Raw genomic sequence first — 26915 nt, forward strand, 5'->3', positions numbered from 1 at the left:
ATATGGAGTCCTTTAAAGAATTGATTCAAACATATAAGAGACAAGATCCAGCTGCGAGAACTCATCTTGAAGTCTTCTTAACGTATCCAGGACTATGGGCAACCATTTATTATAGAATCGCTCACTTTCTGTTCAAAAAGAATCTGAAGTTACTTGCCAGAATCGTCTCAACATTCGCTCGATTTCTAACAGGAATAGAGATCCATCCAGGTGCGGTTATTGGTAAACGATTATTTATTGACCATGGAATGGGTATCGTCATTGGAGAAACAGCAGAAATCGGAGACGACGTACAGATGTTTCATGGCGTAACACTCGGTGGTCGTGGAAACGAAACAGGAAAAAGGCATCCGACGATTGGCCATCATGTTCTTTTATCGGCTCACGTACAAGTGATTGGGAATGTAACGATTGGAGATTACACCAAGATTGGTGCTAGTGCGGTTGTCTTGAAAGATATTCCTACTGGGGTTACAGCTGTCGGGATACCTGCTCAAATTGTCAAAAGAGCACCTATCATCAGTAGTGAAATAAGAGAGGAAGAGAAAAGTGGGTAGAGAATTCTTAGAAGTGTTTTCTGAATGGGCGGAAGCTTACGATACATTCGTTGAAGGAAATGATATTCAGTATAAAGCTGTTTTTAGGAACTACGAACAGATATTGGAAGAAATCGTAGCTAGAAGTGGAGATAAAGTACTTGAATTTGGTATTGGTACAGGCAATTTAACGCAAAAACTAATAGATGCTGATAAGCAAGTATTTGCAGTAGAGCCCTCAGCGCAAATGCGAGAACGAGCGAAAGAAAAATTGCCAGAAGGCTTTGCTGTTTATGATGGAGACATGCAGCAGTACCCTACTCCAAATGAAACAATTGATACGGTTGTCAGTTCTTATGTCTTTCACCATTTGACTGATAATGAAAAGCGTGATGTTCTTAAACAATATATTCAGCTACTTCCAAAAGGTGGAAAAGTCGTGTTTGCGGATACCTTATTTATATCGAAAGCAGCTTACCAATTAAAGATTGAAGAAGCATCAAATCTAGGGTATGCTGAACTGGTAGATGATTTGAGAAGAGAATACTATCCACTGCTGAAACAGGTTCAAATGGCATTTGAAGAAGCTGGTTTTGTAGAGGTATCTTTCCAGCAGATGAATGAGTATGTCTGGATAATGGAAGGAACAAAAACTAAGTCTTAATCTATTCAGCAAAATCAATAGTCAATTACGAAAGTAAAGAGTAAAAAGGAGATCAATATTATGGTAGAAAAAAGAATGAACGTTGAAAGTTTTAACTTGGATCACAATAAAGTTATTGCACCATATGTAAGAGTCGCAGATCGCAAAACGGGTGCGAATGGGGATGTCATTGTTAAATATGATGTCCGCTTCTCACAGCCAAATAAAGAGCATATGGATATGATGGCGGTTCACTCGCTGGAGCATTTGACTGCGGAACATATTCGCAATCATGCAGATTATGTGATTGATTTTGGTCCAATGGGATGCCAGACAGGTTTTTATCTAACCGTAATCAACCACGAGAATTACGATGAGATTTTAGATTTACTGAAACGTACAATGGAAGATATTCTAGAAGCTGACGAAGTACCGGCTAGTAACGAAAAACAATGTGGCTGGGCTGCACACCATACCTTAGAAGGTGCTAAAGAAGTTGCACGCGAATTCTTGTCTAAACAACAAGAGTGGCACATTGTCTTTGCGGAAGATGCAAAGTAATAAAATGTTTCAAGAGATGGTCCAAAAGGATCATCTCTTTTTTTCTTTTGAACATGCTATAATAAATTAAAAATCGTTAAGGGGAGAATAAAATGACAAATTCATACATGAATTTAAATGAGCGATTATTAAAGACTTACGATGGTACGTTATCGAAAAACGGGGTATCTGGCAAACGAATAGCAGAACGCTTATCTGAGCTAGCTAATATTGGTTTGACGGAAGAAGAAGGCTCTAGACGTCCTGGTTTTTCTTTTCTTGAAAGAGAAGCTAAGGATAAAGTGATTGGATGGATGAAGGAAGCTGGGTTACTAGTTACCGAAGATGGGGCGGGGAACATCTTTGGGAGATTAGAAGGTAAAAAGAAAGAAAACCCAGCTGTCTTAAGTGGTTCTCATGTGGACACCGTACCAAATGGGGGACATTTTGACGGAACGATTGGTGTCTTAGCCTCTCTTGAAGTCGCTCAGGCATGGAAAGATACAGGATATACTCCTGAGAAACCATATGAAGTAGTCATATTTACCGATGAAGAAGGTTCTAGATTTAATGGTGGATTAACCGGTAGCGAAGCAATGGTAGGCGATACAGATATGGAGAAAACGCTCCTACGAAGAGATTATGATGGTCGTTTATTTGAAGATGTCATCCAAGATGTTGGCCTGACTGTTCAAGGATATCAAGATGCAAAAAGAGACTTATCGGAAATTGAGACTTTCGTAGAAGTGCATATCGAACAAGGAAAGAAACTGGAGAAAGCAGGGCTTCCTTGTGGTGTTGTAACGGGAATAGCAGGACCGTATTGGTTGAAAGTAACGTTTGAGGGACTTGCAGGACACGCTGGAAACACACCAATGGACGACCGGAAAGATGCCTTAGTTGCGTCTAGTGCATTTATACAAGAAGTCAGCAGACTACCACGCACAGTCAATAATTCAGCTGTAGCAACCGTCGGGAATATCCAAGTTAAGCCGAATGGCACAAATGTCATTCCTGGAGAAGTGATTTTATATATCGATATCAGAGATATACAATTTGACTCAAGAGCAGAACTGATCGATAAGATAATCGAAGCAGGAAAAACAATAGAAGCGAACACTGGTGTGAACTTTGATCATGAAACGGTACACGATGTTGCCCCTTCTCCAGTGCCAGAAAATTTACAGCAGCAATTATCTGAGAGTTGTCGGGCTAATGGTATAGAGCCGTTTGAGCTTTCCAGTGGTGCAGGACACGATGCGATGATTTTAGGACGTCATATTCCTTCGGCGATGCTGTTTATTCAGAGTAAAGATGGAATCAGTCATAATCCGAAAGAATGGTCTGAATTATCTGATTGTATTCAGACGATTCATGTATTGAAACACTATATTGAAAGCTTACAAAACGCCTAACAAAAAAGACGAAATCTCTTGAGTTGAGATTTCGTCTTTTCATTTATATAGATTTATTATCCACGGTTTCGTCCGTTCCCACTGAAAATCAGTACGAGACGCAAGACACTTAAGAATGAAGCAATAGCCGCAGCAACATACGTTAAAGCCGCAGCGTTCAAGACTTTACGTGCTTGAGGGATTTCTTCTCTACTGAGTAATCCTTGAGTTTCAAGAACTTGAATCGCACGATTTGAAGCGTTGAACTCTACTGGTAAAGTAACCAGTTGGAATAGTAAAGTCAGAGAAAATAGTAGAATACCGATATTAACAAACATTCCGCCAGCTTCACCCAAAAAGAATCCTAAAAATAAAATGGGAAAAGCTGCAGTTTGTCCAAAGTTGGTTACCGGTACAAGTGCTGCACGTAGTCTTAGTGGACCATAGTCGTCACGATCTTGTAAAGCATGCCCCGCTTCATGAGCTGCTACACCGATTGCGGCAACGGATCTGGAATTTCTTGTCGTATCAGACAAGCGCAAAACGTTTTCTTGAGCATTATAATGGTCCGTTAAGTTACCACGGATACCTTCCAAACGAACATCTTGAAGATGCGCAACATCTAGTATTTTACGGCAAACTTCTGAAGCCGTAAAGCCGTTCTTACTATTGACCTCACCGTATTTACGGTAAGTGGATTGAACATACATACTTGCAAAACCTGAAATAACCATACCGATAATAATTAAAATAAATGTGTTATCCCAATAGAAAAATGGAAGAAATGGCATGATAGTGACCTCCTAATCAGTCGTTTATTTTATCGTTTATTTGTTTTTTAATAACTCCATTATACCATAATAAAACATATGTTTCAGTGATATCATCGGAATAGTTATGATGATTTTGTGAAGAATAATTAAAATAGTTTCAAAAAAAATTTCTCTAAACGATTGCTAACATAGTGTTAAAAGTGCAGAGTTAGGCTAAATGATAGAACGTTAAGAAAAATGAGTATTAAATGAGCTTTTAAGGCTGGTATAAAAGATAAAGGAGTCGTTCAATGCAGGCATTGATTATTTTAGATGCGCAAAAAGGTCTTTTAAAGATGAAAGATTTTAGTAAAGAAATAGAGCATATTCATACGCTCATAGATGATTTCAAACAAAGGGATCAGATTGTGATCTCAACAAGACATATCCTTGAGCGCTCGGATTCTATATTTGATCCTAATTCCGTTGATAGTGAACTAGAAGAGACGATCGGAAAACAAAGTATGGAGATTGTAGAAAAATAAGCACGCCACTACAAACATACCTGGAGTTAAATAAGGTTACACATTTATTTGTAGTCGGCTTTAATGCAGAGTATTGCTGCTTATTCACTTCGATAGCAGGGGTAGATAGAGGTTATAAAGTCACTTATATAGAAGACGCTTCGGGCACGGTGAATGATGAAGATACATATGAAATGAAAGGTCTCGATATTGTTGATTTCGTTGGAAGTGTTTTAGATTGATCCGGAACCGTAGAAGTTTTGTATATGGAAGAGTATAAAGAACGATATTGTCTTTGAAAGGGTAATTTTAGAAGGTGAGCACATGAAAAACGATAAAGCAAAATACAAAAAAGGCGCTTTAATATTTGAGGTGGGTGTAATGAGTTTTTTCGTCTTGAACATGATAGCTAGCGCAATGGGGACGAATCTCTCAGATCCAATCGTTCAAATTCTAGAAAGTATCTTTGGATAAATCCTTAATGAAAGACTTAACGCCTAAGTGACTATTCAGAGGGCGTTTTTATTTTGATTCTATTTTTACTAAATTTACTTGTTTATTTTTACTAAAAGGCTTACAATGTAAATAAATACAGTTGAAAGTGGGAGTGGCATGGAGACGAAACAATTATTAAGCGGATTCAAGAATGTATTTGAAAAGGACGGAGAACGTGTATTTTTTTCTCCCGGAAGAATTAATTTAATTGGAGAGCATACAGATTATAATGGAGGGAAAGTTTTTCCTTGCGCGATTACAATGGGCACATATGCAGTGGTATCTATGAGAGAAGATCAATCTGTAGCCGCTTATTCAGCGAACTTTCCAGATGACGGCATCATGTATTTTGACTTAACCGATATTTCATATAAAAAAGAAGACAAATGGACGAATTATTTAAAAGGTATGACTCAATACATCCAAGAAAATTATGGCTCATTACCTAACGGATTTGACATTTATATTAATGGAAACATCCCAAATGGCGCATCATTATCTTCTTCTGCGTCACTAGAACTCCTGACAGGTGTAGTGATCAGAGAAGTATTCAACTTAGACATTGAACAGCTTGATTTAGTTAAGCTGGGTATGAAAACAGAAAACCAGTTTATGGGGTTAAACTCAGGAATTCTGGACCAGTTTGCAGTCGGGATGGCTAAAAAATCTCACGCCATGTTACTGGATACTAATACGCTAGAATACGAGCAAGTACCCGTAGACTTACCCGATCATAAAATCCTGATCATGAATTCGATGACACGAAGAGAACTTGTCGATTCAGAGTACAATCTAAGAAGAAGCCAATGTGAGGAAGCTCTTGAAAAACTACAGACGGTTTTAGAAATTTCTTCATTAGGTGAACTATCAGAACAAGAATTTGAAGAAAACAAACACGTCATTGGTGAAGATGTACTTGTTCGTAGAGCCAAACATGCAGTTTATGAAAACAAAAGAACAGAGCGAGCAGCTGATGCCTTAAAATCAGGAGATTTAAAGACTTTTGGTCAACTGATGAACGAGTCGCATACTTCTTTACATGAAGACTATGAAGTGACAGTTAAAGAAACGGATTTATTAGTGAAATTAGCATGGAAGCAACCAGGTGTTGTGGGCGCTAGAATGACAGGTGGCGGATTTGGTGGATGCTGTATTGCCATCGTAGAACAGGATGCAGTAGAAACCTTTATTGAACAAGTTGAGAAAGCGTATGAAGAAGAGATTGGACATCCGGGCGAGGTCTATATAGCAGAAACAGCGGATGGAACAAAGGAATGGGATCTTGTATGACAGACGTGACTTCAAAAAAGTTGGAAAAACAGTCAATCGACCAGACGATTGTTTCATTTATAAAGTATTATCAGACAAATCATAAAATCGATCCGCTAGATAGCATTTACTTTACGAATAAGATAGTAGAGCTGTTAGGTAAAAAAGAGCTGAAACCAGTTGAAGTACAAGCGGTTTCCGATCCATTAACTTTACTGGATCAAATGATTGAATATGCTATAGGCCAGAACGTGATCAAAGATACACTATCTGAAAAAGACATCTTGGAATCGAAAATTATGGATGTGATCGTACCAAGACCTTCAGAAGTAAACCGTGCTTTTTGGGATCGATATAAAGACAGTAAACAAGAAGCGACCGATTACTTTTACAAACTCAGTAAAGACAGTAATTACATTAAAACACGAGAAATCGCTAAGAACATAGAATACAGACATGCAACAGAGTATGGAGAAATTGAGATTACAATCAACCTTTCCAAACCAGAAAAAGATCCAAAAAAAATTGCACTAGCAAAAACAGAGAAATCAGACTATCCAGTGAATCTACTATGTGTAGAAAACGAAGGATATGCAGGTAATGCAAATCACCCTGGAAGAACCAATCACCGAATTGTTCGATTGGACGTTGCAGGTGAACCTTGGGGATACCAATACTCTCCTTATTTGTACTACAATGAGCACGCGATATTCCTTTCTGAAGAACACCGGGCGATGAATGTTGGAGAAAAAGCAATTCGAAACTTACTCGATATTTTAACGACTTTCCCGCATTATTTTGTAGGGTCTAACGCTGGATTACCAATTGTTGGAGGATCCATTCTCTCTCATGATCACTATCAAGGTGGAAGACATACTTTTGCGCTGGAACGTGCTGAAATGGAGCAAACATTTAAATTGAAGGATCTGCCGCAAGTAACAGCAGGAATCGTTAAATGGCCGATGTCCGTTGTCCGTATCCAAAGTACGGATAAGCAGTCTATGGAAAAAGCAGCTAAGAAAATCATGACAGCATGGGGATCGTATGAAGACCATTCAGTGGATATTGTTTCTTTCACAGGTCAGACACCACACAATGCGATTACACCTATTGCCAGAATGAGGGGGAATCAATTTGAACTGGATCTGGTACTCAGAAATAATCGAACATCTGAAACTTATCCAGATGGTATTTTCCATCCGCATCAATCAGTACAGCACATCAAGAAAGAAAATATTGGCTTGATAGAAGTTATGGGTTTGGCTATTTTACCACCAAGACTTGAAAGAGAATTAGCTGAAGTACAGAACTATCTTATAGGACAAGATGCAACTGTAGAAAAGATCCATCAGGAATGGGCAGAGCAGCTTAAAGAAGAGCATGGAGAGTTGAACGAAACGACGGCTAATGAAGTGATACAATCCGCAGTTGGAGATGTATTCTTACAAGTTCTAAAAGACGCGGGTGTATTTAAACGAGATCAGGCTGGAAAAGAGGCATTTAACCGTTTCGCTGAGACGTTGAAAACGGTATAATATATAGATGATAACGTTTGCTTAAAGAGGTTATTTAATAGAGGAGGAAGTAGGTTGAAATTAACTACAAAAGCATTTGGATTTTATTTGAATCAAGAGATAACGGAATACACAATGACAAATACAAAGGGTGTGTCTCTTTCGGCGATTCCTTACGGTGCGATTGTAACTAAAATCGTGACACCGGATAAAAGTGGAAAAACAGCAGATATTACATTAAATGTTGAAACCTTAGAAGACATACTTGCCCACCGACCTTTTTATGGTGCAACAATTGGTAGAGTGGCTGGACGTATAACAGATGGTCAATACGAGGTAGACGGTACGCAAGTTCAGTTGGATGTGAACGAAAAAGGGAACCTGTTACATGGTGGACCGGCAGGACTGGACACCAAACTTTTTGACGTAGAAACAAAAGAAGCATCGGATTCGATCAGCTTGGTATTCTCTTACAAGAGTTTATCTGGAGAAGAAGGCTTTCCAGGGAATCTGGATGTGAGCGTTGAATACACGTTGAATGAGAACGATGAATGGACGATTGCTTATACAGCAAATACGGACAAGACGACTTTGTTTAATCCAACCAATCATATTTATTTTAATTTGAATGGCGATATTCATCAGCCTATACTAAATCACGAACTTCAGTTAAAAAGCACTAAACATGGGACACTTGGCGACCGGAATTTGCCAACAGGACAACTGGAAGACTCTAAAGGAACCCCGTTTGATTTTTCTGAACCGAAAGTTCTCGAAGAAGCAGTATTATCAAACGAACCTCAAATCAAATCACTGTCAGGACTTGATCATCCATTTGTACTGGATCAGACAGTAGAAGGACCTCAAGCCATCTTGACAGAAAGCCAAAGTGGTCGTAAAGTGGAAATGTATACAGAAGAACAAAGCGTGGTTATTTTCACACATAACGCTGAAATGGATACTTATACGATTAAGGGAAGACCGGCTCCTCAATATGCCGGAATCACACTGGAGACACAAGCATTACCGGATGCTGTAAATCAGGAAGGTTTCGGGAACATCGTCTTACGTCCAGAAGAAACGTATCAGTCTAAGACAACCTATCGTTTCAGTACTATGAAATAATCGAATAAAAATAAAAAAGGTGCTCTTTTGAGCATCTTTTTGTACAATAGGTAAGATAAGGGAGGAGGGGTAAGGATATGGCGACATTAAAAGATATAGCTGAAAAGGCAGAAGTTTCTACTTCGACCGTTTCCAGAGTATTGAATTATGATCCAACACTTTCAGTAGGAGATGAGACGAAAAAAAGAATTTTCGAAGCTGCTGAAGAATTGGAATACAAGAATCACCGTAAGAAAATCACTCAGAAAAAGTATAAAGTTGCGATTGTAAACTGGTATACCGAAGAAGAGGAACTGAACGATCTATATTACTTATCCATTCGTCTGGGAGCAGAACAACAAGCACAGTTAATGGATTACGAAATCGTACGCGTTTATCATAGAGAAGAAGAAAAAATGGAGAGCGACTTGGCAGGGATTCTAGCAATCGGTAAGTTCAGTCCTACTCAAGTTAAAAAGCTGAGACAACAAGCCCCATATGTTTGCTTCGTAGATTATATACCTGATGACCGTGCAGACGATACGGTTTTGATCGATTTCAAGGAAGCGATGCGCCAAAACATTGATTATTTGATTCAAACGGGACATAAAAAAATTGGATTTATAGCGGGAGAAGAGTCTTATAGTGATTTTTCCGGTACGTGGACAGACCCAAGAACGAATCATGTAAAAAATTACCTTAAGAAAAAGCAACTCTATAACGAGCAGTACTTTTTCAAAGGCGCTTTTCGAGTACAAGATGGCAAAGACAATATGGAGAAAGCCATCACAAAACTAGGTAAAGAAAATCTTCCTTCTGCATTTATTGCGGCGAATGACGCGATTGCAATCGGGTGTCTGAAGGCTCTTTATGAGCATCAAATCAGAGTTCCTGAGGAAGTGAGCATTATAGGATTCAACGATATCTCAACTGCAAAATACATAACGCCGTCTTTGACTACAGTTAAGGTATATACAGAAGAGATGGGACGTAGTGGCATTCAGCTTTTACATGAAAGAATACAAGAAGATAGAGAAGCAATCAAAAGTGTTACAGTCAGTACAAAATTGATCAAAAGAGACAGCGCGTAAAAAAGGTTTACTAGAGTGGATTAAGACTCTAGTAAACCTTTCCTTATTGTTAGAGTTCGAATGCGTTAACTTGCGGTTGGTACCCTAATTTAACTCTAGCTTGATCGATATCTAGTCTAGGGAATGTATTATTGGAAACGCCGTTTACAAGTAAATAAGGTTCTTCCAGTTCGGCTTTCAAACAGCAGTCAATGAGGTGATTCATATCTTTATAGGAAAAGTAAGATCCTCTTGAATACAAATCTGCTTCCGGATCCACACCTTCTCCTGGAGACTTGTAATCACCTATACGAATGCCAATGGACTCAATACCCTTTTTAAAAGCATAATAGCTAGCTAGACCTTCCAGAAAAACTTTCGATACTCCATAAAGATCATCCGGTCTGATTGGATCAGATGTTTTAACTTGGACATTTTTTGGGTAGGCATCACTTGCGTGAATTGAGCTAGCGAAGATAATGCGCTTCACACTCTCGGTTTTCTCTGCGGTTTGATAGAGATTTTGAGGAAGCTTGTAATTCAAGTCCAGTAATCCTTCGTAAAAGTTGGCTTCCGCATCAGGGTTTCCGGCTAATTGAATGACATAATCCACACCATCTAAAACATTTTCCCAGTTTTCTAAGATCGTTAGATCTTCTTCAATCATTTTTGAACCTTCTTTTAATTCACTTGGAAAATCTGAAAAATCAACATCAGCAAGAACCAAATCATAATCTGTTTTTAAGTGCTTCACTAAATTTGTTCCAATTGTGCCAGTAGCACCTGTGATTAAAATTCTAGTCATAAATTTTCTCCTTTTATGATTGATTTAAGTAAGGTGGTTAATAAGGTTCAGTTAATAGTACAAAATCAGCCTACCTTCGAATGGGTAAAAGGTAGGCTGATTTTATTGTTTGGCTACTTGTCTTAGTGCTTGTCTTTATCTTCGATGGCCTTACCGTAAGTTTCGTGGCCTTTGCCTTCAACTTTTTGAGTTTTACCTTCAACTTGCTTACCTTTATCATCGGTCATTTTACCGTATTGATCTTTTGCTTCACCAACGACTTTATCTTTAGCGCCTTTAAGTTTACTTTTCATGCTATCTTTGTTATCTGCCATAATCAAAAAACTCCTTTCAATTTATAAAACTAATAAAACGGTTACCCATTACTACAATACAATTATAAGAGGATTTGTTCGATAATACAAAGAATACGCTTATGAACAGTACCTCATTAGTTTCTCGGATAGCATAAATATGCTAAACTAGACTAAAGAAAAGGAATTCAGCAAGGAGAGACCAAATGCGCATTCTAGCAATGGATACATCTAATCAATCAATGACTGTTGCCGTAGTAGAAAACGGCATAACAGTAGCAGAACAAACCACGAATGTTAAAAGAAATCATAGTATACAGCTCATGCCAGCAGTGCAAAGAGTCATACAAGATGCTGACATGAAGATTGAAGAAATAGATAGGGTCGTCGTCGCTAAAGGACCCGGTTCTTATACTGGAGTCCGAATAGCGGTTACGGTAGCCAAAACACTTGCTTGGACAAGAGAAATAGAACTTGTAGGTGTGTCTAGCTTAAAAGTATTAGCTGGAAACGCGTCTCGGGGGACAGAAGCTTTGGTCGTTCCGATCATGGACGCTAGAAGAGGAAACATCTATACCGGCCTTTACCGCTTTGTAAACGGAAAGTTAGAACAACTTGAAAAAGACCAGCACGTCTTTGCAGAAACATGGGTCAATAGGCTTCTAGAAAGAAAAGAGCCTGTTATAATTGTTGGAACAGATTCAGAAAAACACCGAGAAGTATTCCAGAAGTCTTTAAAAGACCGTCTATTAGTCTTACCAGAATTTCAGCAATTACCAAGAGCTAGCGTGCTTGCATGGATTGGAGCGGAAGAAGAACCGGTTGACGTTCATACATTTGTACCTGAATACACGAAATTAACAGAAGCAGAAGAAAAATGGAATGAGGCAAATCCTGATAACAAAGGGGGAAGCTTGGTTGAAAAATATTAAACAATGGTTGACCGATAGATTACCTGCACATAAAGAACCGCTTCCTGAACCAATAGCGGAGCGTATCAGGTTAGAGCATCCTTTCTTTGCGTTAAACGACGAACAGTTTTTAAGTGTTAAAATCGCTACAGAAGAGCACATTGACGATATTCTCTTGATTGAGCGTCGGTGCTATGATGGGCACACGCCCTGGAATCGAGCAGCGCTGTTTCACGAGATACGGTACAATAAAAATGCTTTTTATATGGTCGTGACGGATCAAAAAGAACCAGTCGCTTTCCTTGGATCATGGTTTGTCTCAAGAGAGGCTCATATCACGAATATCGCGACAATTCCTGCGTATGAGGGTAGAGGAATAGCCACTTTTTTGATTGAAGAATTGAAACAGATTGCGATTTCTGAAAAAATGGATAAAATCAGCCTAGAGGTCCGAGTATCAAATATTCGAGCACAAAGTCTGTATAGTAAAATGCAATTTGCGAATGGGCGAGTTAAAAAAGGGTACTATGCAAATGATAGAGAAGATGCACTGGAAATGACAATGATGTTAGCCAGTAACTGACCGAAACAGACATGAGGAGCAAACATGATGGAGATGAATCAATCAAATCTAGTTTATCGTTTTCTGGAGCATCAGGAAGATATTGCAGAAACATTGCACGCTTTATCAGAGGAAAGTTTTGCGTTTGGATCCCCGTGGACGATTGACCAATTTGAGGCTACTTTTGAACAGTCCAATCTATTCTATTTACTTGTTGAATATGAAGGGGAACTCATTGGATTTCTGGGAGGTTCTAAGGTACACCTAGAAGCTGAAGTATATACGATCGTAATCAAAACGGACTTTAAGCGAAATGGTATCGCCACTCAATTGTTGCAAGAAACCAATAAGAGATTACGAGAAGAAAACGTAACAGAACTATTTTTAGAGGTGCGGATATCGAATGAACCAGCAATCTTACTGTATAAAAAATCTGGATTTGTTCCTGTTGGTGTTCGATCAGACTATTACTCAAATCCGCGAGAAGATGCTGTTGTATTGAAATGTGAACTATGAAAGTGAGCGTACTAGAATGAAAAGAATTTTAGCAATAGAAACAAGTTGTGATGAGACAAGTGCTGCCGTTATAGAAGATGGGACAAAACAATTATCAAATATTGTCGCTTCTCAGATTAAAAGTCATCAGAGATTTGGGGGCGTTGTTCCAGAAGTAGCCAGTCGACATCATGTCGAGCAAATGACCATTGTCATGGAAGAAGCGCTAAAGGAAGCGAATACGACTTATGAAGAGCTGGATGCCATTGCAGTTACGGAAGGTCCAGGACTGGTAGGTGCTTTACTCATTGGGGTCAATGCAGCAAAAGCTGTGGCTTATGCACATGATTTACCGTTGATCCCAGTGAACCATATTATCGGACATATTTATGCCAATCAACTCGTACAGCCGCTAGTATTCCCACTGCTGTCTTTGGTCGTTAGTGGCGGACACACAGAATTGGTCTACATGAGCGAACCAGGAAAGTATGAGATCATTGGAGAAACAAGAGATGACGCTGCAGGAGAAGCTTATGATAAGATCGGCAGAGTACTTGGCGTTCCGTATCCTGGAGGAAAACACATTGATGAAATGGCTCACAAAGGAGCCGATACCTTCAACTTTCCAAGAGCAATGATGCAAGATGACACAAATGATTTCAGTTTCAGTGGGCTAAAAAGTTCTTTTATCAATACAGTTCATAATGCTGAACAAAAAGGAGACGTTTTAGATCGGTATGATCTGGCAGCGAGTTTCCAAGCAGCTGTTGTTGAAGTATTGGTCAAAAAAACACTCAAATGTGCAAAAGATAAAAAAGTGAAGCAAATTGTACTAGCTGGAGGCGTTGCCGCTAACAAAGGCCTACGCACAGCACTGACACAAGCAGTAGAGCAGGAATTGTCATCAGTTGAACTTGTTGTACCGCCTCTGGCACTCTGTGGAGATAATGCAGCAATGATTGGTGCAGCTGCTTTTATTGATTCCACTGACCATAACCAATTAGATTTGGCATTAAACGCACAGCCAGGACTAACCCTATAAAAAACCATTCCAAATCTGTTTTGACTCTAAGCGAGTCACTACAGAAATGGAATGGTTTTTATTTTGCTTCAGCTTCTTCAGATGCGAGTAATTGAACGCCTCGAGCAGGTATCGGTGTAGAAAAAACGATTTGTGTAGACGTTTTACCGAATCGTTGAAGATCGTTTATGAAATCATCCAACTCAGTAGTTGTTGGGTAAGCGGCTTTGATCAGCATTGAAAACTCTCCGGTTACACAGTTACACTCCAATACATTAGTGGATTGTTGAATGTATGGATAAAAATCTTCTTTCTGAGTGGGGCTTAAGTCTAAATGAATAAACGCTTGAATATGATAGCCCATTTTTTTCAAGTCTGGGAAAGCAATATATCTTCCAAGAATACCTTCGTTCTCCAAACGGTGGATACGAGCTGAGACAGCTGGAGAAGAAAGATATGTTTCTCCTGCGATTTCTTTTAAAGATGCACGACTGTTTTTTTGAAGTATCTCAACAATTTTCTTATCCATTTGATCCATGTAAAACAAGCCCCTTTTTTTAACAACAACTATCATTGAATCATTGTTATGCTGAAATTTTTTAGTTAACTAATTTATTTTTATTATAGCAATTTGATTATATTATACCCTAATCAAAAATTAATGCAATATACTTTTTAGGTATACCAATGGTTATTTAATAGGTTAATATTCACACTAAATAACGTTAGGTTAGGTATACCTGTTTAGAGTGGATAGAATATGATTTCTGTGGGTATCCCTTCTTTAATAGGATCCCTTTTCGGTCTTTATTGATAACTTTCGAGTTCGACACTAGCCGTTTCCCATTGTTCCATGAGTGTCTCTTGCTCGGCTTGAAGTTTTTCGTGTTCACTTGAAAGTCTCGAGGCCTGATCTGCATCATCATAAACCGCAGGATCGCTGAGCTGTTGATGAACCTGATCCAGTTGCTCTTCATTTACTTGAAGCTTCTGTTCTAGTTCTTCTATTAATCGCTCTAAACGACGTGTTTCTCTTTGTTGCTCTTTTTGCTGAGCCCGGTCAGAGCCACTAGATGGCTCAGAGGCGGATGATGCAACTGGATTCAACTGATTCGTTTCTGCTGTGTTTTTTAGTGCGGATAAAGCTTCGAGTTCTTCTTTCTTTTGAAGATAGTAATCGTAATCACCTAAATACAGTGTGAGTCCATCTTGATTGATTTCAAGAACTTTAGTAGCCATACGATTAATAAAGTATCGGTCATGGGAAACGAATAAAAGCGTTCCCTCGAAATCAATCAGCGCGTTTTCTAAAACTTCTTTGGAGTCTATATCCAAATGGTTAGTGGGTTCATCTAGTATAAGGAAATTGTTTTTCTCCATAGCTAGTTTTGCTAAAGCAACACGTGCTTTTTCGCCACCACTTAAAGAAGAAATAGATTTTTCAACGTCATCTCCAGAAAACAGAAAGCTTCCTAGTAACGTACGAATAGATTGTTCAGGGATTGTTGGGTGTTCATCCCATAGTTCGTCTAAAACACGCTTCGTTGAATGAAGCAGAGTTTGTTCTTGATCATAATAACCAGTATCCACTTTAGTACCAAGCTGGATAGAACCAGCTAATTCTGGAATCTGACCAACCAGTGTTTTGAGCAAGGTCGTTTTTCCGACTCCATTTGGACCGACTAAAGCGATCGCATCTGTTTTTCGAATATCTAAATTGATGGATTCAGATAAGACATGATCATCGTATCCTATAGCAAGCTCTTCCGTTTGAAGAACAACGCTACCTGATTCTCTTTCAGTATAGAAATTAAAGTTTGCCGACTTTTCGTCATCTTGAGGTTTACCCATTTTGTCCATCTTATCCAGCATTTTTCTTCTGGATTGAGCTCGTTTAGTTGTGGAAGCTCGAACAAGATTACGATTGATAAAGTCTTCAGTCTTCTCGATTTTTTTCTGCTGCTTTTCGTATTCTTTCCACATTTTTTGAATAAGCTCTGCTTTTAGTTTCAAATAATTGGAATAGTTTCCTGTAAAGTGTTGAACCTTTCCGTTACTCACTTCGTAGATTTCATTGACGACTTTATCTAGAAAATAGCGGTCATGTGAAACAATCAGTAGAGCGCCTTTATAACTTAAAAGGTATTTTTCAAGCCAAGCTAGCGTATCAATATCTAAATGGTTAGTGGGCTCATCCAAAACTAATAGATCTTTTTTCTCCAGTAGCAATTGGGCAAGCGCTAAGCGTGTTTTTTGACCACCAGATAATTGAGAGATCGGCATTGAAAAGTCTTCTTCGTAAAAACGGAAACCATGAAGCACAGAGCGGATTTCACTTTCATAACCGTAGCCATTTTGTTGTTTGAAGGATTCTTGCATGATGTCATAGCGTTTGAGTAGTTCCTGATATTGCCCTTGATCTTCTAGGAGACTAGGATCACTCATTTTGGCTTCTAATTGACGCATTTCTTTTTCGAGTTGAATGACAGACTCAAAGACGGTCAGCATTTCTTCCCATATAGTTCTAGTCGACTCTAAGCCGGTATGTTGATCTAGATAACCGATAGTCAAATCTCTTTTTTTGTTCATGCGTCCAGCATCGGGCTCTTCTTGTCCAGCTATAATATGAAGTAAAGTCGATTTTCCTGCACCATTTCTTCCAACTAGTCCGACTCGGGCAGCTTCTTTGATTTCTAGAGTAACGTCATCGAACAAAATCTCTGCACCGAAGTGACGTGCAACTTTCTGAGTTTGTAATAAAATCATTTAAATTCCTCATTTTGAATTATTAGGTCTTTTTATCTCTACATACTAAGTGCTTTTCCGTATAAGTGTAGCATATCTAAAGAATGATATACAGGTAACAGAATAGGAGAAATACAAAAAACTTTTTATGTAATCGGTTACCTTGGATAGTTAAAATAATAGGCCGAATTGTCCATTATACAGATGTTTTTTCACAAACTACTTGGAAAGTTTGTTAGTGATTAAAGTTAACGTAGCTACAAACGCTTATTTTATGGTCATATTAACTTTCATTTTCCGATTTACATGCTATAATAACTAGTGAAACATCTCTTACACTTGTGAAATCTGATTCATAAAATCAACTTAAATAGGATTAACCTTTCAATCAGAAAAGGCAATTAAACCATAAAGGAGAAAAAGCATGGTAGAAAAGAAGATTCCTAAAGCAACTGCAAGAAGGTTACCCCTTTATTATCGTTATTTACGCTTTCTCCACGAAGCCGGGAAGAGCCGAGTATCCTCAGCAAAATTGAGTGAGGCCGTAAAAGTAGATAGTGCTACAATCAGAAGAGACTTTTCATACTTTGGAGCGTTAGGTAAAAGAGGGTATGGATACGATGTCGAAGCACTGATGAACTTTTTTAGTAAGACGCTCAATCAAGACCGCCTGACAAATGTCGCTTTAATCGGCGTAGGGAATCTTGGACAAGCGCTATTGAACTATAACTTCAGACGTAGCAATAATACAAGAATTAGTGCTGGCTTTGATGTGAATAAAGAACTGATTGGTACGGTTCATCAAGGCGTACCTGTCTATCATATCGATGAGATGGTAGAACAACTTGATTTACAACAGATAGATGTTGCCATACTGACGGTCCCTTCAGAAATCGCCCAAGAAATGGCGAACAAATTAGTTGAAGGCGGCGTAAAAGGAATTATGAACTTTACTCCAATTCGAGTAAATGTACCGGATAATATCCGAGTACATAATGTCGATTTGACCAATGAGCTTCAAACATTGATTTATTTTATCAACTATTATCAAGAGCTAGATGAGGCTGAAGATGAAGTCGTGATTGATGAAGATACAGGAGAGCTTTTTGTCGAAGAAGATTAAAGAGCTAATCAAAAAAACTGCAGGCTATTCGTTCAAACACTTGAACGAGCAGCTTGCAGTTTTTTAAACTTTGTAATTTTTTTTGATTTTATAGTAGACCTGTACTAAACGCGTACCTTGTACAAAGTCTCGGGTAGCTAAAAGAACGAATAGTATGGGGAAAAAATCCCAGCCATCTCTTTGGACAGAATTGATGGTTACATAAATCAAAGCGGCAAACATAGCATATTTCAAAAAGATATAAGTGAGTAATTGTTTAGTTGTCATTAAAAAATCCTTTCATAAAGCATGTTCCTTATACGAAAAATATTTGAAGTATAGCGAATGTATTCATTAAACTATGAGCGATAATAGGTGTCCAGATATTTTTGGTTTTATAGTATAGCCAAGAAAAGACCAGTCCCATAACGGAGTAAACCAGCATTCTACCATCAAAGTGAATGAAAGCGAAGGCTAAAGAACTAATGACTGCAGCCCCAATACCACCAATTTTTCCAATACTCAGACCAAATAAGACTTTTCGAAAAACAAATTCTTCCATAATAGGGCCCGCGATGGAAACAATTACAATGAAATAAGGATAACGCTTGATGATTTCAAGGATTCCTTGGGTGTTTTGTGAGGTGATAGGTGTTCCTAAAAAACTCACTTCAATAAGTGTAGCGATATACTGGGAAACAACTGCGATCACGAATCCTACGACTCCCCAGATCATAACTTCAGATTTTTGTATGCTGAAGGTTTTTTCGAACAAAAGATCGAATCGATTTTTTCTATCCAGGTAAATGATAAGCCCAGCACCTAAACTAAATAAAAGGATATTCGACCAGATTCCACCAGCAGGCTGTAGAGAAGCAGGTAATAACTGATTAGATAATACCGTTAACAATTGAATCATAATGTAAGTCAGTACGATTTGTAGTCCGGTTTTCTTTTTGTTTTGTATGTCCATGTGACTCATCCTCGCTCTATCATAACGTTCAGTCAATGCTGACAATACTAGTAACTTAACATAAAAGCCAAGCGTATTCCAGATGAGATTTTTAATCGATTTTTTAACATCAAAAGGCTTGCAAGAAATCCTCGTTTTGAATATACTAAGTATTGGAGTTAGCACTCGGACGCTTAGAGTGCTAACACGAATCTAATCAACTAAAAAAATATCGGAGGGATAACACCATGTTAAAACCTTTAGGAAATCGTGTTCTTCTAGAAGTCATCAAAGAAGAAGAAAAAACTGTAAGTGGACTTGTTTTACCGGAATCGGCAAAAGAAAAGCCACAAACAGCGAAAGTTGTAGCAGTAGGTAATGGTAAGGTACTGGAAGACGGTAGACGTGCAGAAGTCGACGTAGCTGTTGGAGAAAAAGTTATTTTTGAAAAGTACGCAGGCTCTGAAGTGAAATACGAAGGTAAAGACTACCTAGTGCTTAAAGATACAGACATCATTGCTGTAGTAGAATAGTTTTCACAGTTGTAAAGCATTCGTGTCAATAAGGTCAAAATCAAATTTATTATATACAATCAAAAATCGAATAAAAATTTTACTAAGAGGTGAATGGAAACCATGGCTAAAGATATCAAATTTTCTGAAGACGCACGTGCAGCTATGCTACGTGGAGTTGACAAATTAGCAAATACAGTAAAAGTAACATTAGGACCCAAAGGAAGAAACGTTATTTTAGATAAAGCTTTCGGTGCTCCTCAAATCACTAACGATGGTGTAACGATCGCTAAAGAAATCGAACTTGAAGATCAGTTTGAAAATATGGGTGCTCAACTAGTAGCCGAAGTTGCTAGTAAAACAAACGATATTGCTGGTGACGGTACAACTACAGCAACCGTTTTGACTCAAGCTATTGTAAACGAAGGAATGAAAAACGTAACGGCTGGCGCAAATCCAGTAGGAATCCGTCGCGGAATCGAAATGGCCACAAGAAAAGCTGTTGAAGCCCTACATGAAGCTTCTACTAAAGTTGAAGGTAAAGAATCAATCGCTCAGATTGCAGCAATTTCTTCTGGAGACGATGAAATTGGTCAATTGCTAGCGGATGCTATGGAAAAAGTTGGTAGTGATGGAGTCATCACTATTGAAGAATCTCAAGGTATCGAAACAGAACTTGACGTTGTTGAAGGTATGCAATTCGATCGTGGTTACCTTTCTCAATACATGGTAACAGACAATGAAAAAATGGAAGCAACTCTTGACAATCCATACGTTTTGATTACAGACAAGAAAATTTCATCCGTTCAAGACATTCTTCCTGTACTTGAAAATATCATGCAACAAAATCGTGCTTTATTGATTATTGCGGATGATATTGAAGGAGAAGCACTGCCTACTTTAGTATTAAACAAAATTAGAGGAACCTTGAACGTTGTAGCGGTTAAAGCACCTGGTTTCGGTGACCGCCGTAAAGGTATGCTTGAGGATATCGCGATTTTGACGAATGGTACAGTGATCACAGATGATCTTGGACTAGACTTGAAAGATATGACGATTGATCAACTAGGCGTTGCTGGTAAAGCGGTTGTTACAAAAGACGATACAACACTTGTTGAAGGAACTGGCGATAAAGGTAATATTGAGCAACGTGTCGCAATGCTTCGCGCACAAGCTGAAGAAACCAACTCTGAATTTGACCGCGAGAAATTACAAGAACGTATTGCGAAACTTGCAGGCGGAGTAGCGGTTATCAAAGTTGGAGCAGCTACAGAAACAGAAATCAAAGAACGTAAACTACGTATCGAAGATGCTTTGAATGCTGCACGTGCAGCAGTTGAAGAAGGCGTGATTGCCGGTGGTGGTACAGCTTATATCAACATCTTAAGTAAACTTCAAGAAATTGAAGCAACTGGTGATGAAGCAACAGGCGTTAAAATCGTTGTTCGTGCGCTTGAAGAACCTGTACGTCAAATTGCTTTCAATGCAGGTCTTGACGGTAGTGTAATCGTAGAACGTCTGAAACATGTAGAACCAGGTATCGGATTTAATGCAGCTACTGGAGAAATGGTCAACATGGTAGAAGCAGGAATCATTGATCCTACAAAAGTAACGCGTTCAGCATTACAAAACGCAGCTTCTGTTTCTGCATTACTCCTTACAACTGAAGCAGCTGTTGCTGATATTCCTGAACCAGAAGCTCCAGGAGCTGGAATGGACCCAGGCGCAATGGGCGGCATGATGTAATTTTATGACTTAAAGAAAAAGCTGCATCCTTTCATGGATGTAGCTTTTTCACTTTGTGTAAAAAGAATATGATAAGATAACAGTACGAAGTACCATCTAGAATGATCAAAGGGGATAGAATATGAATGATAAAACAGTAGCGATAGTAGGATTAGGCGCACTAGGTATTTTGTATGGACAACATCTTTCAAATGCACTAGGCAAAGACCGCGTAAAAGTTATTGTAAGCAAAGAAAGAAAAGAACGCTATGAGCGAGACGGAGTCACTTTGAACGGTGAACCGTGCGATTTCAATTATGTATTGGAAACTGATCAAGGCGATCCATCTGATTTAGTTATTGTCTGTACAAAATCTTTGACGTTAGACAGTGGGATGGATTCGATGAAGCATCAAGTCGGACCTCAAACCACCATTTTGTCTTTAATCAATGGAATCACTAGCGAGAACATTCTCGGTGCCAGATTTGGACAAGAAAAAGTCATTCCGACAGTAGCGATTGGAATGGATGCGACAAGAGAAGGTCAGAATGTGCGCTCAAAAGTAAAAGGATGGCTACAAATTGGTGCTGAAGTTCCTGAAAAGATGGCTAGGCTCAACACAGTCGCAGCCATTTTTGACGAAGCAAAATTTCCATATGTCATTGAAGAGAATATCATGCTGAAAATTTGGGAAAAGTTCATTATGAATGTCGGGGTTAACCAAGTCGTAATGGTTCATGAAACGACTTATGAAGGCATTCAAACGGGTGGGGCTTACCACGAACAGGCACGGGCTGCCATGCAGGAAGTAATCGAGATTGCTCAGGCAGAAGGTATTCCGCTTGAAGAAAAACATATACAAAATGCTTTTGATATTATTGATACAGTTGATCCAAAAGGCATGCCTTCTATGAGACAAGACGGTCTAGCAAAAAGACAGACAGAAGTCGCCTTATTTGCAGGTACTATTTTAGAAAAAGCTAAACAATACGGAATCTCTACACCAGTAAACGAAGAGCTTTATAAACGCATAAAAGAAATTGAAAAAACATTTTAATCAACTAGTTTTATAAGCAATAAAAAATACCCGGTCATTTCATTGGATATTATTAAACTTCTTGATTTAAAGTAAGATTGGAAAACTAAATCAAATGGAGTGAAAAGCATGCGTGCATGGACAATCAAAGAACCCGGATCAAGAGAACAACTCGTCATAGAAGATCGAGAAAAACCACAACCAAAAGAAGGCGAAATTCTAATTGAGGTGAAAGCCGCCGGTATCAACCGAACAGATACGTTGACCAGACAAAATCCTTCACTTTCAAAACCTTATCCAATTTTGGGGATAGAAGTGAGTGGCGTGGTGGTTGAGAATCATTCAACAGATCAAAACCTTGCGCCAGGTACAAAAGTAGCAGGACTCGTCAATCAAGGGGGATATGCCGAGTATGTGACGATGCCGGCAGACCGTGCGATCGTATTTCATGAATCATTATCTATGGAAGAAGCCGTCGCAATCCCTGAAGTTTTTCTAACGGCTTATCAGACACTATATTGGCTAGGAGCATTACAATCAAAACAGAAGGTCTTGATTCATGCTGGAGGTAGTGGTGTAGGAACAGCAGCGATTCAACTCGCACGTCACCTTAGTCAGGCACAAATCTTTACGACAGCAGGTCATGAGGATAAGTTGAAAGTGGCTAAGGAACTTGGTGCAGGCACTGTAATCAATTACAAAAAAGAAGCGTTTGAAGAAGTAATCAATGAAATGACAAATGGTGAAGGTGTAGATGTCATCCTTGATTTTGTTGGTGCTTCTTATTGGGAGAAAAATATGCAAAGCGCTGGACTGGATGCTAACTGGGTACTCATCGGAACACTAGGCGGAACGGTTGTAGAAGAAGTATCGTTAACGAATCTATTACAGAAACGGATTTCTTTAAAAGGAACGCTTTTAACTCCAAGAAGTGATGCATACAAAGCAAAACTGACAAAAGAATTTGTAGAGCATGCCATGCCGTTGATTGAAAAAGGCGATATTCGTCCAATCATTCACTCGGTTTTACCGTTTGAAGAAGCAAAAGAAGCTCATCGTCAAATGGAAGATAACGAGAATACAGGGAAAATCATTCTCAAAATTGGAGAGTAATTTAAACGTTGAACACAGATTGACTGGCCTTGGTATATAGCAAAAGAGCTCATTTACTTTTTAAGGTAGATGAGCTCTTTTACTGATTTATAATAAACGATTATTGAAGACGTTTGTGAAGATCGATGATTTCTACTGCCATATCTTTAAAGGTAATCGCATTCATCAAGTGATCTTGACCGTGAACCATTAAAAGAGACATTTCAACGCTATCGCCAGAAGCTTCTCTGGTCAACAAGCCCGTTTGTGAATGATGAGCCTGAATCAACGCATCGTCTGCGAGTTTAAGTTTATCATCGGCCGCCTTGAAGTCGCCTTCCTTAGCTGCATGAATGGCTTCCATTGCATTACTTTTGGCATCTCCGCCATGCATGATTAGTCCCATTATCGTTTGAAGCATTTCTTCTTGTTTTTCAGTTCTATCCGACATACACAATTCTCCTTCTTAAAAAGCGCTCGATAAGTTTAAACCGTGCGAAAAGGATTATTCGCTTAGGGCTAATGCTCTGTCAAGAACACTTTTCCCGTTCATCATTCCGTAATCTCTCATATCAATGACCTCAACTGGGATACCTTTATTGGCTACTTTTGATTCCATTTGTTTTTTAAGGAATTTAACTTGAGGACCTAGAAGTAAAACGTCTACAGGTTTAGAAGCCAAGTAACTATCCGCTTCATTGGCAGAAACTGCAAAGATATCCGTTTCAACACCATCTGCTTCAGCAGCTTTTTCCATTTTGGATACAAGCATACTTGTACTCATTCCGGCAGCACATACTAACATGATTGTTTTCATTGACATAATAACTTCTCCTTCTTTAGATAAACTGGATTAATACATAAACGATTCATCGATTTGTACACGGTTACATTGTTGTTTTAGAGTCGTGTTGGAAAATTTACGAGTTAACAATAATTTGAAATCGTTTCCTTCTTATATACTATTTATACACTAAAATTTGTTTGAATTCAAATAAAGAATAAAATCAGTACAGATTTAAAGCATAATATAACATGTAATCGATGACATATGATAAAAATGAGTAGAAATGATTTATTCAGATAATGGCTCTGGAGCAAGAAAATTTGTAAAATGGTAGAGTAGTGATAGTGTAGAAAAAAGAAACAATCAAAGATGAATTGGTTTAAAGTTGGAGGAATACAATGAAGAACTATTTAATATATGACGTAGGCGGCTCTTCAATCAAATATGCCGTAATGAATGAAGAAGAGATTTTAACTACAGGCAAGATGAAGACTCCTACAAAAAATATGGAAGATTTTATAGACACCATCGTAGAGATTTACAGCGAGTTCAAAAGCGATGTCTCTGGAGTGGCTTTTAGCATGCCTGGAATCATCGATTCAGATAGAGGTTATGCTGTTCATGGAGGATCACTTGAGTTTATTCATCAAATAAATTTGAAAGAAATGTTTGAAGAAAAAATTGATCAGACCCTCGTGATCGAAAATGATGGTAAGAGTGCTGCTCTTGGAGAAGTATGGAAAGGGAAACTACAGGGGATAAAAGATGGTATTGCATTGATTATTGGAACAGGGATTGGAGGGGGCATTATCGCTAACGGCCAATTGATTAAAGGACATCATTTAGCAGCTGGGGAATTTTCCACAATCAGAACGGATGGACAGTTGCCACTATCTAAAGAGAAGATATTTGCGAATAAAGGTAGCGCAGTGAAACTGGTGAAGCGAGCCGCTAAAGCTCTTGGAGAAGATCCAGAACACTATTCTGGGGTAGAATTTTTCAAAGAAATCAAAGCAGGCAATCAAAAAGCGGAGCAGCTATTTTCACAATATTGTCAGACTATTGCTGCTCAGATTATGAATTTCCAAACCATGTTTGATCCTGAAGTGATTGTGATTGGAGGCGGTATGAGTGAAGAACCGCTATTTGTTGAAGGGATTCAGCGTGCGGTTGATCACTTATTTGCTGAAGATTTTATGACGGAAATTAACGGATTTCAAGCAAAAGTTGTTCAAAGTGAGTTGGGGAATGAGGCGAATCTGTATGGAGCACTGTACCAATACCTGTTGAAAACAAATCAAAAAAAGATATAGAAGATAATGTTAAGTAAGAGAGCGGAGGCAGTAACAATGAAAATCAGTGCGATTCAAATGGATCTTGCATTCAATGATCCAGACAAAAATGAAGAAAAAATCGAGCGGCTCGTGGAAGACGTTATTCAAAAAGAGTCTCCAGATACAATTGTGCTTCCTGAAATGTGGAACCTTTCTTTCTATCCTAAAGACGTTAAAGAGAACGCTGATAAAGAAGGTATAAGGTCAAAAGCGCTGCTTAGTAGATTAAGTAAAACATATCAAGTCAATATTGTAGGCGGCACTGTCGCGACGATTTCTAACGGACAACTATTTAATTCAAGTTATCAGTACGACCGAATGGGTCAACTGATTCATACCTACCATAAAGTGCACTTATTTTCACCATCCAAAGAAGATAAAGTCTTTACACCAGGTCATGAACTCGGTCTATTTGAATTAGACGGCGTTAAAGTAGGCATAGCAACTTGTTATGATCTAAGATTTGTTGAATGGATTCGTTTACTAGCGCTTGAGGAAATCGAAATTTTGTTTGTTCCTGCAGCTTGGCCACACCCAAGGGTCAGCCACTGGCAAACATTACTGAAAGCTCGAGCAATCGAAAATCAGTTGTTCGTTGTAGGTGTAAATAGTGTGGGTAAAGCGAACGAGTTGACATTTTGTGGACATTCGGTGATTTTGGATCCGTTAGGAGAAGCTTTAGCTGAAAGTGCAGAAGAAGCAACCGTTCTGACTGCTGAATTAGATTTGAGTCATCGAAAAGAAATCAAAACACAAATCAATGTGTTCAAAGACCGCAGACCAGAGTTATACCAAATCAAAAAGAAACCGTGAAGCTTGATTCAAGCATCACGGTTTAAGACTACTATTGTGGAGTACCAAAAATCTGCGTTGCATAGAGGAATTCTCCGTCATAATGAACACCGATGCCAACTTCTTGAAATTCTGGACGAATCATATTTTCATAATGACCTTCACTTTCTACCCAGCCATTGAATAAAAGTTCTGCCATAGCCGTTTCGTCTAGGTAGTTCGTTGCCATACCTAAATTCTCACCGACAATTGTATATGGATAAGAAATCCCTTCTTCCTCAAAAACTGAGAAGGTATCTGAACCATCTGGACGAGTATGAGAGAATAACGTCTCCGTTTCAATCGCTCTAATGTTGGCTACTTCTCTTAAGGTCTCATTTGAAGTGAGTGTAGAAACTTGTTTTTCTTCACGTAATGCATTCAATAAAGTTAGAATTCTGTTTTCTACAACATCATAATCAAGATCAGAAGAGCGTTCTTGAGTGACAGACGAGACTTGGCTTTCATTTGGTTGTTCTTCAGGAGCGAATCGTTTAACAAGCTGCTCCGGGTTTTGCAGACTTAAGTTTGACCAGTCATCTGGAGCTGGAATAAAGCGCACGATAGTATCAAGCCAATTTCCTACCATTGTATTTTGCAAAGCGTTGGTAGACGCTAGCCAGAATCCTAGAATGACGGCTAATACCAGTACGATTAATTTTCTAATATACTTCATGAGTACAACGGACTCCTTTCGATGGATGCTCACATATTGTATCAGAAAAGTATGAATAAGTTGAGAAATCAGTTTGGATTCTTTAAGTCCATATCTTATTTGTGACAAGAGATTAGTTGGAAGAAATTCATTATAAGATTTTATACTTTATACTTCATTTCAGCACAAGCATTCGGTATAATCAGAAAAGTTCTC

Annotated in this window: 32 protein-coding genes; 22 read left to right on the plus strand and 10 right to left on the minus strand. The window is 38.6% G+C overall.

Annotation, left to right across the window (positions count from 1 at the left end):
- The first annotated feature begins 2 nt into the window (after positions 1 to 2).
- From epsC to LG377_RS02530, 4 genes are all read left to right on the plus strand, one after another.
- Complete coding sequence (gene epsC, locus LG377_RS02515) at positions 3 to 557, plus strand: serine O-acetyltransferase EpsC (RefSeq protein ID WP_225743142.1); 555 nt, start codon at positions 3 to 5, stop codon at positions 555 to 557.
- Positions 550 to 1200 carry a class I SAM-dependent methyltransferase gene (locus LG377_RS02520; protein WP_225743143.1) on the plus strand — a complete coding sequence of 217 codons (651 nt, stop codon included), beginning with the start codon at positions 550 to 552 and terminating at the stop codon, positions 1198 to 1200. Before epsC ends, LG377_RS02520 begins: the two co-directional genes overlap by 8 nt.
- Positions 1201 to 1260: 60 nt before the next feature.
- Positions 1261 to 1740, plus strand: coding sequence for an S-ribosylhomocysteine lyase (locus tag LG377_RS02525; RefSeq protein WP_225743144.1), 480 nt, complete (start codon positions 1261 to 1263; stop codon positions 1738 to 1740).
- A 92-nt stretch (positions 1741 to 1832) separates the two neighbouring features.
- The gene (locus tag LG377_RS02530) at positions 1833 to 3134 is read left to right on the plus strand and encodes a M20 family metallo-hydrolase (RefSeq protein ID WP_225743145.1); all 1302 of its coding nucleotides are present in this window, start codon (positions 1833 to 1835) and stop codon (positions 3132 to 3134) included.
- A gap of 56 nt (positions 3135 to 3190) precedes the next feature.
- Here the strand turns inward: LG377_RS02530 and LG377_RS02535 are convergent, their stop codons facing one another.
- Complete coding sequence (locus tag LG377_RS02535) at positions 3191 to 3904, minus strand: zinc metallopeptidase (RefSeq protein WP_225743146.1); 714 nt, start codon at positions 3902 to 3904, stop codon at positions 3191 to 3193.
- Between the two features lie 272 nt (positions 3905 to 4176).
- Here LG377_RS02535 and LG377_RS12435 point away from each other — a divergent pair, with 272 nt between their 5' ends.
- From LG377_RS12435 to LG377_RS02565, 7 genes are all read left to right on the plus strand, one after another.
- Positions 4177 to 4410 carry an isochorismatase family protein gene (locus tag LG377_RS12435; protein ID WP_255612732.1) on the plus strand — a complete coding sequence of 78 codons (234 nt, stop codon included), beginning with the start codon at positions 4177 to 4179 and terminating at the stop codon, positions 4408 to 4410.
- 20 nt (positions 4411 to 4430) lie between these two features.
- Positions 4431 to 4631: an isochorismatase family protein gene (locus tag LG377_RS12440; RefSeq protein WP_255612816.1), complete on the plus strand. Its 201-nt coding sequence runs from the start codon at positions 4431 to 4433 to the stop codon at positions 4629 to 4631.
- Between the two features lie 82 nt (positions 4632 to 4713).
- The gene (locus LG377_RS02545; RefSeq protein ID WP_225743147.1) at positions 4714 to 4863 is read left to right on the plus strand and encodes a hypothetical protein; all 150 of its coding nucleotides are present in this window, start codon (positions 4714 to 4716) and stop codon (positions 4861 to 4863) included.
- 138 nt (positions 4864 to 5001) lie between these two features.
- A complete protein-coding gene (locus tag LG377_RS02550; RefSeq protein WP_225743148.1) occupies positions 5002 to 6174 on the plus strand; it encodes a galactokinase in 1173 nt (390 codons plus the stop codon).
- A complete protein-coding gene (gene galT / locus LG377_RS02555; protein ID WP_225743149.1) occupies positions 6171 to 7688 on the plus strand; it encodes a UDP-glucose--hexose-1-phosphate uridylyltransferase in 1518 nt (505 codons plus the stop codon). Before LG377_RS02550 ends, galT begins: the two co-directional genes overlap by 4 nt.
- A gap of 54 nt (positions 7689 to 7742) precedes the next feature.
- A complete protein-coding gene (locus LG377_RS02560; protein ID WP_225743150.1) occupies positions 7743 to 8792 on the plus strand; it encodes an aldose epimerase family protein in 1050 nt (349 codons plus the stop codon).
- A 77-nt stretch (positions 8793 to 8869) separates the two neighbouring features.
- Complete coding sequence (locus LG377_RS02565; RefSeq protein WP_225743151.1) at positions 8870 to 9862, plus strand: LacI family DNA-binding transcriptional regulator; 993 nt, start codon at positions 8870 to 8872, stop codon at positions 9860 to 9862.
- A 49-nt stretch (positions 9863 to 9911) separates the two neighbouring features.
- On the opposite strand, the gene LG377_RS02570 is transcribed toward LG377_RS02565, so the two are convergent.
- A complete protein-coding gene (locus LG377_RS02570; RefSeq protein WP_225743152.1) occupies positions 9912 to 10646 on the minus strand; it encodes an NAD(P)-dependent oxidoreductase in 735 nt (244 codons plus the stop codon).
- Between the two features lie 122 nt (positions 10647 to 10768).
- Positions 10769 to 10960 carry a CsbD family protein gene (locus LG377_RS02575; RefSeq protein ID WP_225743153.1) on the minus strand — a complete coding sequence of 64 codons (192 nt, stop codon included), beginning with the start codon at positions 10958 to 10960 and terminating at the stop codon, positions 10769 to 10771.
- Between the two features lie 185 nt (positions 10961 to 11145).
- Here LG377_RS02575 and tsaB point away from each other — a divergent pair, with 185 nt between their 5' ends.
- From tsaB to tsaD, 4 genes are read left to right on the plus strand one after another with little or no spacing between them, the layout of a single operon-like run.
- Positions 11146 to 11871 (plus strand): tRNA (adenosine(37)-N6)-threonylcarbamoyltransferase complex dimerization subunit type 1 TsaB, encoded by a 726-nt coding sequence (tsaB, locus tag LG377_RS02580; RefSeq protein WP_225743154.1) that lies wholly within the window; start codon positions 11146 to 11148, stop codon positions 11869 to 11871.
- Positions 11858 to 12433, plus strand: a complete 576-nt coding sequence (rimI, locus tag LG377_RS02585; protein WP_255612735.1) for a ribosomal protein S18-alanine N-acetyltransferase — start codon at positions 11858 to 11860, stop codon at positions 12431 to 12433. The genes tsaB and rimI (LG377_RS02585) overlap by 14 nt, the downstream gene beginning before the upstream one ends.
- Before the next feature lie 27 nt (positions 12434 to 12460).
- Positions 12461 to 12928, plus strand: a complete 468-nt coding sequence (gene rimI / locus LG377_RS02590) for a ribosomal protein S18-alanine N-acetyltransferase (RefSeq protein WP_225743156.1) — start codon at positions 12461 to 12463, stop codon at positions 12926 to 12928.
- A 16-nt stretch (positions 12929 to 12944) separates the two neighbouring features.
- Entirely contained in the window at positions 12945 to 13949 is a 1005-nt protein-coding gene (gene tsaD, locus LG377_RS02595) for a tRNA (adenosine(37)-N6)-threonylcarbamoyltransferase complex transferase subunit TsaD (RefSeq protein WP_225743157.1), read from the plus strand.
- 58 nt (positions 13950 to 14007) lie between these two features.
- Here tsaD and LG377_RS02600 read toward each other — a convergent pair whose 3' ends face one another.
- Complete coding sequence (locus LG377_RS02600) at positions 14008 to 14466, minus strand: Lrp/AsnC family transcriptional regulator (RefSeq protein WP_225743158.1); 459 nt, start codon at positions 14464 to 14466, stop codon at positions 14008 to 14010.
- 269 nt (positions 14467 to 14735) lie between these two features.
- A complete protein-coding gene (locus tag LG377_RS02605) occupies positions 14736 to 16694 on the minus strand; it encodes an ABC-F family ATP-binding cassette domain-containing protein (RefSeq protein WP_225743159.1) in 1959 nt (652 codons plus the stop codon).
- Positions 16695 to 17097: 403 nt separating this feature from the next.
- Between LG377_RS02605 and LG377_RS02610 the strand changes: the two genes are divergently transcribed.
- The gene (locus LG377_RS02610; RefSeq protein WP_225743160.1) at positions 17098 to 17796 is read left to right on the plus strand and encodes a redox-sensing transcriptional repressor Rex; all 699 of its coding nucleotides are present in this window, start codon (positions 17098 to 17100) and stop codon (positions 17794 to 17796) included.
- A gap of 63 nt (positions 17797 to 17859) precedes the next feature.
- On the opposite strand, the gene LG377_RS02615 is transcribed toward LG377_RS02610, so the two are convergent.
- Together LG377_RS02615 and LG377_RS02620 are read right to left on the minus strand one after the other, a co-directional pair.
- Positions 17860 to 18063: a DUF4305 domain-containing protein gene (locus tag LG377_RS02615; protein WP_225743161.1), complete on the minus strand. Its 204-nt coding sequence runs from the start codon at positions 18061 to 18063 to the stop codon at positions 17860 to 17862.
- A gap of 28 nt (positions 18064 to 18091) precedes the next feature.
- A complete protein-coding gene (locus LG377_RS02620; protein WP_225743162.1) occupies positions 18092 to 18748 on the minus strand; it encodes a CPBP family intramembrane glutamic endopeptidase in 657 nt (218 codons plus the stop codon).
- A 227-nt stretch (positions 18749 to 18975) separates the two neighbouring features.
- Here LG377_RS02620 and groES point away from each other — a divergent pair, with 227 nt between their 5' ends.
- From groES to LG377_RS02640, 4 genes are all read left to right on the plus strand, one after another.
- The gene (gene groES / locus LG377_RS02625; protein WP_225743163.1) at positions 18976 to 19260 is read left to right on the plus strand and encodes a co-chaperone GroES; all 285 of its coding nucleotides are present in this window, start codon (positions 18976 to 18978) and stop codon (positions 19258 to 19260) included.
- A 102-nt stretch (positions 19261 to 19362) separates the two neighbouring features.
- Positions 19363 to 20985, plus strand: coding sequence for a chaperonin GroEL (groL, locus tag LG377_RS02630; protein WP_225743164.1), 1623 nt, complete (start codon positions 19363 to 19365; stop codon positions 20983 to 20985).
- Positions 20986 to 21106: 121 nt separating this feature from the next.
- Entirely contained in the window at positions 21107 to 22021 is a 915-nt protein-coding gene (locus LG377_RS02635) for a ketopantoate reductase family protein (protein ID WP_225743165.1), read from the plus strand.
- Positions 22022 to 22129: 108 nt separating this feature from the next.
- Positions 22130 to 23113: an NAD(P)H-quinone oxidoreductase gene (locus tag LG377_RS02640; RefSeq protein WP_225743166.1), complete on the plus strand. Its 984-nt coding sequence runs from the start codon at positions 22130 to 22132 to the stop codon at positions 23111 to 23113.
- 100 nt (positions 23114 to 23213) lie between these two features.
- Here the strand turns inward: LG377_RS02640 and LG377_RS02645 are convergent, their stop codons facing one another.
- Together LG377_RS02645 and LG377_RS02650 are read right to left on the minus strand one after the other, a co-directional pair.
- Positions 23214 to 23543 (minus strand): PTS lactose/cellobiose transporter subunit IIA, encoded by a 330-nt coding sequence (locus LG377_RS02645; protein ID WP_225743167.1) that lies wholly within the window; start codon positions 23541 to 23543, stop codon positions 23214 to 23216.
- A gap of 54 nt (positions 23544 to 23597) precedes the next feature.
- Complete coding sequence (locus LG377_RS02650) at positions 23598 to 23915, minus strand: PTS sugar transporter subunit IIB (protein ID WP_225743168.1); 318 nt, start codon at positions 23913 to 23915, stop codon at positions 23598 to 23600.
- A 362-nt stretch (positions 23916 to 24277) separates the two neighbouring features.
- Between LG377_RS02650 and LG377_RS02655 the strand changes: the two genes are divergently transcribed.
- Both LG377_RS02655 and LG377_RS02660 read left to right on the plus strand, forming a co-directional pair.
- Positions 24278 to 25192 (plus strand): ROK family protein, encoded by a 915-nt coding sequence (locus tag LG377_RS02655; RefSeq protein ID WP_225743169.1) that lies wholly within the window; start codon positions 24278 to 24280, stop codon positions 25190 to 25192.
- A 36-nt stretch (positions 25193 to 25228) separates the two neighbouring features.
- On the plus strand, positions 25229 to 26026 hold the full coding sequence (locus tag LG377_RS02660; RefSeq protein ID WP_225743170.1) for a carbon-nitrogen family hydrolase: 798 nt from the start codon (positions 25229 to 25231) through the stop codon (positions 26024 to 26026).
- Positions 26027 to 26057: 31 nt separating this feature from the next.
- Here the strand turns inward: LG377_RS02660 and LG377_RS02665 are convergent, their stop codons facing one another.
- Positions 26058 to 26720 carry a CAP domain-containing protein gene (locus tag LG377_RS02665; RefSeq protein ID WP_225743171.1) on the minus strand — a complete coding sequence of 221 codons (663 nt, stop codon included), beginning with the start codon at positions 26718 to 26720 and terminating at the stop codon, positions 26058 to 26060.
- Positions 26721 to 26915: the final 195 nt, after the last annotated feature.

Origin of the sequence: Marinilactibacillus sp. Marseille-P9653, assembly GCF_916618885.1 — a bacterium.
Taxonomy (GTDB): domain Bacteria; phylum Bacillota; class Bacilli; order Lactobacillales; family Carnobacteriaceae_A; genus Marinilactibacillus.

Bases quoted from the DNA above. Each gene is read 5' to 3' on its own strand.
- epsC (WP_225743142.1), top strand. From the start codon at position 3: ATGGAGTCCTTTAAAGAATTGATTCAAACATATAAGAGACAAGATCCA.
- LG377_RS02525 (WP_225743144.1), top strand. From the start codon at position 1,261: ATGGTAGAAAAAAGAATGAACGTTGAAAGTTTTAACTTGGATCACAAT.
- LG377_RS02530 (WP_225743145.1), top strand. From the start codon at position 1,833: ATGACAAATTCATACATGAATTTAAATGAGCGATTATTAAAGACTTAC.
- LG377_RS02535 (WP_225743146.1), bottom strand. From the start codon at position 3,904: ATGCCATTTCTTCCATTTTTCTATTGGGATAACACATTTATTTTAATT.
- LG377_RS12435 (WP_255612732.1), top strand. From the start codon at position 4,177: ATGCAGGCATTGATTATTTTAGATGCGCAAAAAGGTCTTTTAAAGATG.
- LG377_RS02545 (WP_225743147.1), top strand. From the start codon at position 4,714: ATGAAAAACGATAAAGCAAAATACAAAAAAGGCGCTTTAATATTTGAG.
- LG377_RS02550 (WP_225743148.1), top strand. From the start codon at position 5,002: ATGGAGACGAAACAATTATTAAGCGGATTCAAGAATGTATTTGAAAAG.
- galT (WP_225743149.1), top strand. From the start codon at position 6,171: ATGACAGACGTGACTTCAAAAAAGTTGGAAAAACAGTCAATCGACCAG.
- LG377_RS02565 (WP_225743151.1), top strand. From the start codon at position 8,870: ATGGCGACATTAAAAGATATAGCTGAAAAGGCAGAAGTTTCTACTTCG.
- LG377_RS02570 (WP_225743152.1), bottom strand. From the start codon at position 10,646: ATGACTAGAATTTTAATCACAGGTGCTACTGGCACAATTGGAACAAAT.
- LG377_RS02575 (WP_225743153.1), bottom strand. From the start codon at position 10,960: ATGGCAGATAACAAAGATAGCATGAAAAGTAAACTTAAAGGCGCTAAA.
- tsaB (WP_225743154.1), top strand. From the start codon at position 11,146: ATGCGCATTCTAGCAATGGATACATCTAATCAATCAATGACTGTTGCC.
- rimI (WP_225743156.1), top strand. From the start codon at position 12,461: ATGGAGATGAATCAATCAAATCTAGTTTATCGTTTTCTGGAGCATCAG.
- tsaD (WP_225743157.1), top strand. From the start codon at position 12,945: ATGAAAAGAATTTTAGCAATAGAAACAAGTTGTGATGAGACAAGTGCT.
- LG377_RS02600 (WP_225743158.1), bottom strand. From the start codon at position 14,466: ATGGATCAAATGGATAAGAAAATTGTTGAGATACTTCAAAAAAACAGT.
- LG377_RS02605 (WP_225743159.1), bottom strand. From the start codon at position 16,694: ATGATTTTATTACAAACTCAGAAAGTTGCACGTCACTTCGGTGCAGAG.
- LG377_RS02610 (WP_225743160.1), top strand. From the start codon at position 17,098: ATGGTAGAAAAGAAGATTCCTAAAGCAACTGCAAGAAGGTTACCCCTT.
- LG377_RS02615 (WP_225743161.1), bottom strand. From the start codon at position 18,063: ATGACAACTAAACAATTACTCACTTATATCTTTTTGAAATATGCTATG.
- LG377_RS02620 (WP_225743162.1), bottom strand. From the start codon at position 18,748: ATGGACATACAAAACAAAAAGAAAACCGGACTACAAATCGTACTGACT.
- groES (WP_225743163.1), top strand. From the start codon at position 18,976: ATGTTAAAACCTTTAGGAAATCGTGTTCTTCTAGAAGTCATCAAAGAA.
- groL (WP_225743164.1), top strand. From the start codon at position 19,363: ATGGCTAAAGATATCAAATTTTCTGAAGACGCACGTGCAGCTATGCTA.
- LG377_RS02635 (WP_225743165.1), top strand. From the start codon at position 21,107: ATGAATGATAAAACAGTAGCGATAGTAGGATTAGGCGCACTAGGTATT.
- LG377_RS02640 (WP_225743166.1), top strand. From the start codon at position 22,130: ATGCGTGCATGGACAATCAAAGAACCCGGATCAAGAGAACAACTCGTC.
- LG377_RS02645 (WP_225743167.1), bottom strand. From the start codon at position 23,543: ATGTCGGATAGAACTGAAAAACAAGAAGAAATGCTTCAAACGATAATG.
- LG377_RS02650 (WP_225743168.1), bottom strand. From the start codon at position 23,915: ATGTCAATGAAAACAATCATGTTAGTATGTGCTGCCGGAATGAGTACA.
- LG377_RS02655 (WP_225743169.1), top strand. From the start codon at position 24,278: ATGAAGAACTATTTAATATATGACGTAGGCGGCTCTTCAATCAAATAT.
- LG377_RS02660 (WP_225743170.1), top strand. From the start codon at position 25,229: ATGAAAATCAGTGCGATTCAAATGGATCTTGCATTCAATGATCCAGAC.
- LG377_RS02665 (WP_225743171.1), bottom strand. From the start codon at position 26,720: ATGAAGTATATTAGAAAATTAATCGTACTGGTATTAGCCGTCATTCTA.